The 8,215-nt window shown below is 71.3% G+C and carries 9 protein-coding genes and 1 pseudogene; 8 read left to right on the top strand and 2 right to left on the bottom strand.

Translation table 11 applies throughout. The features are described 5' to 3' along the window. The 3 genes and pseudogenes from VFF97_RS05190 to VFF97_RS05180 all read left to right on the top strand — a co-directional run. Positions 1 to 762 (top strand): annotated as a pseudogene (locus tag VFF97_RS05190) (BBE domain-containing protein); the annotation flags it as partial. Further along, complete coding sequence (locus VFF97_RS05185) at positions 759 to 1,661, top strand: LLM class flavin-dependent oxidoreductase (protein WP_325032425.1); 903 nt, start codon at positions 759 to 761, stop codon at positions 1,659 to 1,661. The pseudogene VFF97_RS05190 and the gene VFF97_RS05185, both read left to right, overlap by 4 nt. Positions 1,662 to 1,870: 209 nt before the next feature. Then, positions 1,871 to 2,863, top strand: a complete 993-nt coding sequence (locus VFF97_RS05180; RefSeq protein ID WP_325032424.1) for an aldo/keto reductase — start codon at positions 1,871 to 1,873, stop codon at positions 2,861 to 2,863. A gap of 13 nt (positions 2,864 to 2,876) precedes the next feature. On the opposite strand, the gene VFF97_RS05175 is transcribed toward VFF97_RS05180, so the two are convergent. Then, the gene (locus tag VFF97_RS05175) at positions 2,877 to 3,413 is read right to left on the bottom strand and encodes a hypothetical protein (RefSeq protein ID WP_325032423.1); all 537 of its coding nucleotides are present in this window, start codon (positions 3,411 to 3,413) and stop codon (positions 2,877 to 2,879) included. Between the two features lie 51 nt (positions 3,414 to 3,464). After that, the gene (locus tag VFF97_RS05170; RefSeq protein ID WP_325032422.1) at positions 3,465 to 4,148 is read right to left on the bottom strand and encodes a GNAT family N-acetyltransferase; all 684 of its coding nucleotides are present in this window, start codon (positions 4,146 to 4,148) and stop codon (positions 3,465 to 3,467) included. Between the two features lie 88 nt (positions 4,149 to 4,236). Between VFF97_RS05170 and VFF97_RS05165 the strand changes: the two genes are divergently transcribed. The 5 genes from VFF97_RS05165 to VFF97_RS05145 all read left to right on the top strand — a co-directional run bounded on the left by VFF97_RS05165 (position 4,237) and on the right by VFF97_RS05145 (position 8,177). Further along, on the top strand, positions 4,237 to 5,070 hold the full coding sequence (locus tag VFF97_RS05165; protein WP_325032421.1) for a glycosyltransferase family 2 protein: 834 nt from the start codon (positions 4,237 to 4,239) through the stop codon (positions 5,068 to 5,070). Between the two features lie 43 nt (positions 5,071 to 5,113). Beyond that, positions 5,114 to 5,404 carry a DUF1905 domain-containing protein gene (locus VFF97_RS05160; RefSeq protein ID WP_325032420.1) on the top strand — a complete coding sequence of 97 codons (291 nt, stop codon included), beginning with the start codon at positions 5,114 to 5,116 and terminating at the stop codon, positions 5,402 to 5,404. Between the two features lie 16 nt (positions 5,405 to 5,420). Beyond that, on the top strand, positions 5,421 to 5,948 hold the full coding sequence (locus VFF97_RS05155) for an A24 family peptidase (protein WP_325032419.1): 528 nt from the start codon (positions 5,421 to 5,423) through the stop codon (positions 5,946 to 5,948). A gap of 403 nt (positions 5,949 to 6,351) precedes the next feature. Beyond that, positions 6,352 to 7,377, top strand: a complete 1,026-nt coding sequence (locus VFF97_RS05150) for a YihY/virulence factor BrkB family protein (RefSeq protein ID WP_325032418.1) — start codon at positions 6,352 to 6,354, stop codon at positions 7,375 to 7,377. Then, a complete protein-coding gene (locus VFF97_RS05145) occupies positions 7,374 to 8,177 on the top strand; it encodes an NAD(P)H-hydrate epimerase (protein ID WP_325032417.1) in 804 nt (267 codons plus the stop codon). The genes VFF97_RS05150 and VFF97_RS05145 overlap by 4 nt, the downstream gene beginning before the upstream one ends. Positions 8,178 to 8,215: the final 38 nt, after the last annotated feature.

Here is an 8,215-nt window from a genome sequence, read left to right as displayed (position 1 = left end):
GTGGGGGCCGTCGGGTGGGCGCAGCTCATGTTCGTGACGGACGACCTCGAGAGGTCGCTGCGCCGGTACGGGGAGTTGGCGAGCACGGCGCCCCGCGACACGACCGTCTTCCTCGTGACCGGCCAGCCTCGGCAGGGCATGGCGCAGCTGCAGCTGTACGGCATGGTCGACAACCCGGATGCCGACACCGTCGTCGCGCGGCTCACGCCGTTCCTCGAGCTCGGCATGCTCGCCGAGCAGCAGGTCGTCATGACGTCGTACGAGTCGGTGATGGCGATGGCGGCGGACGTGGGTCCCGAGGGGCAGCACGGGTACGGTGAGCCGCACTCGCGCTCGGCCTTCCTCGACGAGCTCACCCCGGAGTTCGCGCGCGACGCGGCCGAGATGCTCTCCACGGGCGCCGTGCACTTCTTCCAGTTGCGCGCGATGGGCGGTGCGATCGCCGACGTCGAACCGGATGCCACGGCCTTCGCCTTCCGCACGCCCGCATTCCACGTGACGGCTATGGGTGCGCGCGACGACCGGCTGAATCGCGCGTGGGCGCCGCTGCGCCGTCACACGGAGGGCCTCTACCTCAGTTTCGAGACCGAGCGCACGCCGCAGACGCTGCGCGACGCGTTCCCTCCGCGCGCGCTCGACCGCCTGCGCGAGCTCAAGCGCCGATACGATCCCCACAACCTCCTGCGCGACAACTTCAACATCGACCCCGCGGATGCGCCCTCGCTCGCATCCGACCAGACCCCCACGGAGGCCATCGCATGACCGACTACGGCCACGACCTTCTCTTCGGCACCTTCGTCACGCCGACCGCCAAGAACGCCGAGCACGTGCTCGACATGGCGGTCGCGACCGATCGTGCCGGCCTCGACCTCGTGACCTTCCAGGACCACCCGTACCAGCCTGCGTTCCTCGACACGTCGACCCTGCTCGCGTTCGCCGCCGCCCGCACCGAGAACGTGCACCTGAGCGCCAACGTCGCCAACCTGCCGCTGCGGCCGCCCGCCGTGCTCGCGCGCGCGGCGGCGTCGCTCGACATCCTGAGCGGCGGCCGCTTCGAGCTCGGCATCGGCGCGGGCGGATTCTGGGATGCGATCGCCGCGATGGGCGGGCGCAAGCTCACCCCGGGGCAGGGCGTCACCGCGCTCAAGGAGGCGATCCAGATCATCCGCGAACTGTGGGACGTCGACAACCCCGAGATCGTGCGCGTCGACGGCGAGTACTACACCGCGAGGGGCGCCAAGCGCGGCCCGCGGCCCGCCCACGACATCGCGATCTGGGTGGGGGCCTACAAGCCGCGGATGCTGGAGCTCACGGGCGCGATGGGCGACGGCTGGCTTCCGACGCTCGAGTACATCGAGGGCGGCCTTGCGCGCGTGCCCGATGCCAACGCGCGCATCGACGCCGCCGCGGCGGAAGCGGGGCGTGACCCGGCCGACGTGCGTCGGGTGTTCAACTTCATGCGCGTCGGCTTCGCGCCGAGCGAGCGGGGACTGCTCAACGGCCCGCCCGAGGCGTGGGTGGATCACATCGCCGACATGGCGCTCAACTACGGCGTCAGCGCGTTCATCATCGGAGGCGACGACATCGCGATGACCGAGCGCTTCGGCGCCGAGGTCGCTCCCGCGGCGCGCGAGCTCGTCGCGCGCGAGCGCGGACGCTGACCGCGACGCGAGGCGACCGCCCCCGGACGCTGAGCGAGGGAGCGGAGCGACCGAGACGAAGCGCCTCGTCGCTGGCGCTTCGTCTCGCTTCGCTCGCTCAGCGGCCGGGTGGGGGCTTCGCTCGCGCAGCGTCCGGGCGGGGGCTTCGCTCACTCAGCGACCGGGGGACGAGCATCCGGGTGGGCGCCGCCGGTGGCATGCTGTAACGCATGCAGCAACGACCCCTCGGACGCACCGGACGCGACATCTCGGCCATCGGCCTCGGCACGTGGCAGCTCGGCGCGGACTGGGGTGCGGTGACCGAGGACGACGCACGAGCGGTGCTCGCGGCATCCGTCGATCACGGCGTCACCCTGTTCGACACCGCGGATGTGTACGGTGACGGGCGCAGCGAGTCGATCATCGGGCGGTTCCTCGCCGAGCGGCCCGGGCACGGCATCACCGTCGCGACGAAGATGGGCCGGCGCCTGCCGCAGGTGCACGAGAACTACTCGCCCGAGAACTTCCGCGCGTGGACCGAGCGCTCACGCCGGAACCTCGGCGTCGACACCCTCGACCTCGTGCAGCTGCACTGCCCGCCGACGTCGGTGATCGAGGCCGACGCGACGTACGACGCCCTCGACGAGCTCGTCGCGGAGGGCGCGATCGCGGCCTACGGCGTGTCGGTCGAGACGTGCGCGCAGGCGATCGCGGCGATCGCACGCCCGAACGTCACGAACGTCCAGATCATCTTCAACCCGTTCCGGCTCAAGCCGCTCGACGAGGTGCTGCCGGCCGCTGCGGAGGCCGGCGTCGCGATCTTCGCTCGCGTCCCGCTCGCATCGGGGCTCCTCTCGGGCAAGTACACGAGTTCGACGACGTTCGCTGCCGACGACCACCGGACGTACAACCGTCACGGCGAAGCGTTCGACCGGGGCGAGACGTTCTCGGGCGTCGACTTCGAGGAAGGCCTGGCCGCGGCATCCGAGCTCGCCGAAGCCCTCCCCGAGGGAATCTCGCTGCCGGCCGCGACCCTCGCGTGGATCGCGTCGCGTCCCGGTGTCACGAGTGTCATCCCGGGTGCGCGCAACGTGCGTCAGGCGGAGTCGAACGCCGCAGCGGCGGACCTGCTGGACGGGGGTTTCGACCTCGAGGCGTTCGACCGCGTCGTGCACGACGTCTACGACCGGCGGCTGCGGAACGCGATCCACCCGCAGTGGTGAGGTCGCTCGCAGTTCACGCGGCGAGAGCGCGCGGGAGCCACAGCACGGCGGCGACGACGGCCGATCCGAGCAGCGAGACGCCCATCACGACCCCGATGGGATAGCTCGGCGCGAGCTCGCGCCGCTTCGCGAAGCGCGAGGCGAGGATGACCAGCACGAGCTGGCCGAGCGCGAGCACGACGAGTCCCCAGTCGCCGAGCAGGTACGCGAGGGGGACGAAGTGCAGCGCGACGATGACTGCGACCGCGAGCGGGATCGAGGCTTCGCGGCCCGTGCCCGTCAGGACGACCCACGCCACGACGGCGACGATGACCGTCGCGGCGAGGACGAGTCCGAAGATCTCCAGCCGGTCGTCGAGCATCGACTGCGTGCTCCAGAACCGCCACGTGGAGAAGCCGCCGACGAGGGCGCCGAGCACACTGAGCACGAGCCCGACACCGAGCCACGGGCGGGCGCGACGCGGCGGAGCCTCCAACGCCCACCAGAACCACACGGCGCCCAGAAGACTGAACCACCCCAGAATGAACACTCCGTCACGCAGGTAGTGCACGGGGGACACTCTATTCAGGGCGGCCCGTCCGATTCGATGGCGGACGGAGCGTCAGAGATCGACGCGCATCACGACGCGCCGCTTCGTCGGATGCGATACCTCGCGGAACCCCGCGGCCGCGAACGCGCCGACGGAGCCGACGCTCATCTCGTCCCAGATGACCTCCTTGCCCCCCGTGAGCAGCGGGTACCCCTCGATCGCCCGCGCACCGCGCTCACGCGCGTAGTCGACTGCTGCGGCGACCAGCTCGTACGTGAGGTGCCGGTGGCGGTAGCCCTTCCGCACGACGAGGCATGGGATCGCCCACACGGTGTCGTCGTCCTTGTTCTCGAACGGGCGCTCCTTCCACGGCACGGGGGAGCCGCGCACGCGGCCGTACACCCCCCGCCGGTCGACTGCGCACCAGCCGGCCGGCTCGCCGTCGAGGTACGCGACGAGTCCGATGGTCTCCTTCGCCCGCGGATCGCCGCAGTGCGTCTCCTCGCGGAAGATCGCCGCGCGCTCCTCGACGGGCAGGTGCCACCAGTCGCGGTCGCCCAGCCGCTGCCGTTCGCATTGGCATCGCCCGGCGGTGCCGGTGAGGATGGCCTGGAGGTCGTCCCACGACGCGTGGTTCGCGGGGACGATGCGCAGCTCGCCCTCCGACACCGCCTCCGCAGCGCGTGCGACCGGAGCGGGAGCATCCGGCGCATCCGCTGCTCTCGTATCGGGATCCTGTCGCTCCGACCCGCGCATGCGGTCAGCGTAGTCCCGCGTTCGGACACCGTGCCGTGCCCGGACGTGTCTCCCGCCCCGCGGTTTCGGGCAGGAGTATGGTGAGACGGTGCCTCTCCAACTCCGTGTCACGGTGGTCATCCCGTGCCGAAATGATGCGGAGTTCCTTGAGGAGTGCCTCAAAGCGCTCGACGCGCAGACCCGGCGCGCCGACCGCGTGATCGTCGTCGACAACGGGAGCACGGACGGCTCTGCATCCGTCGCCCGCCGTCACGGCGCGGAGGTGATCCGCGAGGAGCTCGTCGGCATCTGGCCCGCAGCTGCGCGCGGCTACGACGAAGCCATGGCCGACACCGACATCATCGCGCGGCTCGACGCCGACTCGCGTCCGCACCCGGACTGGATCGCGCGCATCGTCCGTGCGTTCGTCGCCGACCCGTCGCTGGGCGTGCTCAGCGGCGCATCCGAGTTCTACGGCGGCAACCGGCTCGTCAACCACATCGGCGACCACTGGTACGTGGGTCTCGGCCACCGCCTGATCCCGAAGTGGCTCGGCGTGCCGCTCGTGTTCGGGTCGAACTTCGCGATGCGCACGCGCGTGTGGGAGCGGGTGCGCGACAAGGTCGCCCGTACGAATCCGCGCGTGCACGACGACCTCGACCTCACGATCCGGCTGCGTCGCTCCGATGGCGTGCGCTACGACCCGCAGCTGCGCATGCCCGTGTCGGCGCGGCCCTTCAAGACGCCTGTCGCCATCGGCAAGCGCGTGTGGAAGGTGTTCCCGACGTTCGCCGTGAGCTGGCCCGAGGGTGCGCCCTGGCGCCGGCGCGACGACGGTGCGTACGCGGGGGGCACGTGGTCTCCCGAGCCGGCCGAGGAGTGGGCGACGGATGCCGACACCTGGACGGACGAGGACGGCTGGGCCCCCGCGGCCGGGCGCTGACACGACGAGCGCCGATGTCGGCGGGCGCGACTAGCGTGAAGTCGTGCGGTTCGAGTTCGAGGCCGAGATCTGGCGCTGGCAGGCGCGCAACGACGACGGCTGGCTCTTCGTGACGGTTCCCGAGGAGCTCAGCGCCGACATCCGCGAAGTGCCGCGCATGCCACGCGGCTTCGGGTCCGTTCGCGTGCGCGTGGGCATCGGCGCCACCGAGTGGACGACCTCGATCTTCCCGAGCGGCGACACGTATGCGCTCCCGCTCAAGAAGGCGGTGCGCAGGGCCGAGGGTCTGGAGCTCGGCGACGTCTGCACGGTGCGTCTCGAGACGGTCGATTGACGACAGGGCCTGACCGATGCCCGGACCCAGCGAGAGCATCGCGCTCGTGCTCGTCGTCGTCGCACTGCTCTATCTTGCGGTGGTCTCCGTCGTGCTCACGGTGATCGATCTGCGCACGCACCGCCTGCCGAACCGCATCGTGCTGCCGAGCTACATCGTGGCAGCCGTCCTCCTCACGTCAGCGGCGGTCCTCTCCGGCGACCTCGTCGCCTTGCTTCGCGCAGTCATCGGCATGGCGGCCCTGTACGTCTTCTACTTCACGTTGCGCCTGGTGCGACCGAGCGGCATGGGTGGCGGCGACGTCAAGCTCGCCGGCCTCATCGGCTTCTACCTCGGGTGGATCGGGTGGGGCGCGCTCGCGGTCGGCGCGTTCGCCGCGTTCCTTCTCGGCGGGCTTTTCGGCGTCCTGCTCCTTCTCGCCAGGCGGGCGGGCCGCAAGACGGCCATTCCGTTCGGGCCGTGGATGCTCGCCGGTGCGTGGATCGGTGTCTTCGCCGGTGAGGACCTGGGCCACTGGTACGCCGGATTGCTCGCGGTCGCCTGAGCGTCACGGCGCGGGGCTCTTCGCGGGCGAGGGAGAGGGCCGGGCGCGGGACGCGACGGGGGGTGTCGCTCGCACGGCGCCCGGCCCCGGTCTGAGAGGACGACCGGGCTGCGGGGGTCACGTGGTGACGCGCAGAACCTCCTCGGCCGTCGCATGGTGAGGGCCCGGCTTCGACGAGCGGTGGCGATGCGGAGGAACCAGTGCGGCCGGCGCGTCCGGCCGACGGCCCGTGCGCGCGGGCGTCCTTGCGAGTACCTTCACGGCAATCCCCAAATCCCCAGAAACAGGGGATCCCCATCCCCCCTGAACTCGATCATACGTGACGGCGCGGACAGCGGCATCCGCGACTCGCCTCGCGTCAAGCCCCCCGCGCGCCGAGCCTCGCCCTCGATAGCCTCTCACCATGGCCGAGGCAGAGACGATCCGCTCGCGCAACGTCCTCCAGCGCATCATCGCGTGGGCCCTGTCGCTCAAGATCGTCCGCGCGGTGCTCCATTACGTCGAGCACCGCGGACCGGCGTGGGCGGACTCCGTCACATACCGCACGCTGTTCAGCGTCTTCGCCGGTGTGCTGCTCGGCTTCTCGATCGCGGGGCTGTGGCTCGCGGGCAATCCCGCGGCGTGGCAGGCGCTCATCGACGGGGTCGATGCGGCGGTCCCCGGCCTCGTCGGCGAGGGCGGACTCATCGATCCCGACGACATCCAGGTGCCGGCCGGCCTCACGATCGCGGGCATCATCTCGCTCGTCGGTCTCGTCGGCGCGGCGATCGGCGCGATCGGCTCGCTCCGGGCCGCGTTGCTCGTCCTCTCCGACAAGGTCGTGGACGACCTCGCCTGGTACTGGGTGATCCTGCGCAACCTCGCCGTCGCGATCGGCTTCGCCATGGCGCTCGGCGTATCGGCCGCGATCACCTTCTTCGGGACGGCGGGAATCGAGCTCGTCGCAGGCTGGCTCGGGCTGCCGCCGGGGCATCCGGTCGTCGAGATCGCCGGACGCGGCGTCGCCGCCGTCGTCGTGTTCGCGCTCGACGCCGTCGTGATCGCCGTCCTGTTCCGCGTCCTGAGCGGCGAGCGCGTACCCGCTCGCGCGCTGTGGAGCGGCGCCCTCCTGGGTGCATTCGGACTCACCGTCCTGCAACAGCTGTCGGGTTTGTTCATCAGCGGTGCCGGCTCCAACCCGCTGCTCGCGTCGTTCGCGTCGCTGATCGCACTCCTGCTGTGGTTCAACCTGTCGGCGCAGGTGATCCTCATCGCGAGCGCCTACATCATCGTGGGTGCCGCCGAGCGCACCGACCGCGTGCGGGCCAAGTACGGCGCCGAGACGTTCGCGCAGCGGCGCCTGCGGCGCGCGGAGGACGCCGTCACCGTCGCGACCGAGGAGCTTCAGCTCGCCCGCGCGATGGAGGAGAAGGAACGGAGGGGACGATGACCGAGTGGGTGCCCGTGTACGGCGCCGCGCAGGTGCGCGCCGCTGAGCAGCCCGAACTCGAGAAGGGCGTGCCGCTCATGCTGTGGGCCGCGCGCGCCCTCGCGCAGGTCATCGCGGACGAGCTCGTCGACCCCGGAGTCACGGCGCGCACGGGCGGTCGGGACCTGCCCGGCGAGGCCGGTTCGCCGATCGTCGGGCGACTGCTCGTGCTCGCGGGCAAGGGCAACAACGGAGGAGACGCGCTCTTCGCCGCGGCGGCGCTGCTGCAGTGGCTGCCGCAGCGCGCCGGCGCTGACGACCCGCCCGCCGACGATCTCGCGATCGACGTGTTCTGCACCTCCGATTCCGCGCACGAGCAGGGCCTAGAGACGGCGCTCGCCGCCGGGGCACGGCGCGTCGACCTCGATCAGGTGAAGGCGGATGCCGCCGCCTACGACCTCGTCATCGACGGCATCCTCGGCATCGGCACGACCGGCGACCCCGCGCTGCGCGGCGCCGCGCGAGAGGTCGTCACCACGCTCCTGCCGGCGGTGCGCGCCGGGCACCCGCGCGTGATCGCGGTGGACCTGCCGAGCGGACTGCACCCCGATGAGGGGACCACCGCGGACGACGTCGTGCTTCCGGCATCCGTCACCGTCACCTTCGGCGCCGTGAAGCCCGGCCTCATCACCGCGCGAGGACCGGAGCTGAGCGGGGCGATCGTGTTCGTCGACTTCGATCTGCCTTTCGCGGAGGCGCCGCTCACGAGCGGTCCTGTCGCGTACGCGGTCGCGGGGCGCCCTCGTGACGCGGGTGCGTGAAAGCGCCGGGCTGAATCCAGGGTCGCGGCGCGTCCGCT

The sequence above is a fragment of the Microbacterium sp. genome (assembly GCF_035687345.1).
Lineage (GTDB): Bacteria > Actinomycetota > Actinomycetes > Actinomycetales > Microbacteriaceae > Microbacterium.
Note: the sequence above shows the minus strand (reverse complement) of the source record. Positions and strands in the feature narration are given on the sequence as shown.

Excerpts from the sequence above, each read along its gene's own strand:
- VFF97_RS05185 (WP_325032425.1), top strand. The coding sequence starts at position 759 with ATGACCGACTACGGCCACGACCTTCTCTTCGGCACCTTCGTCACGCCG.
- VFF97_RS05180 (WP_325032424.1), top strand. The coding sequence starts at position 1,871 with ATGCAGCAACGACCCCTCGGACGCACCGGACGCGACATCTCGGCCATC.
- VFF97_RS05170 (WP_325032422.1), bottom strand. The coding sequence starts at position 4,148 with ATGCGCGGGTCGGAGCGACAGGATCCCGATACGAGAGCAGCGGATGCG.
- VFF97_RS05155 (WP_325032419.1), top strand. The coding sequence starts at position 5,421 with ATGCCCGGACCCAGCGAGAGCATCGCGCTCGTGCTCGTCGTCGTCGCA.
- VFF97_RS05150 (WP_325032418.1), top strand. The coding sequence starts at position 6,352 with ATGGCCGAGGCAGAGACGATCCGCTCGCGCAACGTCCTCCAGCGCATC.
- VFF97_RS05145 (WP_325032417.1), top strand. The coding sequence starts at position 7,374 with ATGACCGAGTGGGTGCCCGTGTACGGCGCCGCGCAGGTGCGCGCCGCT.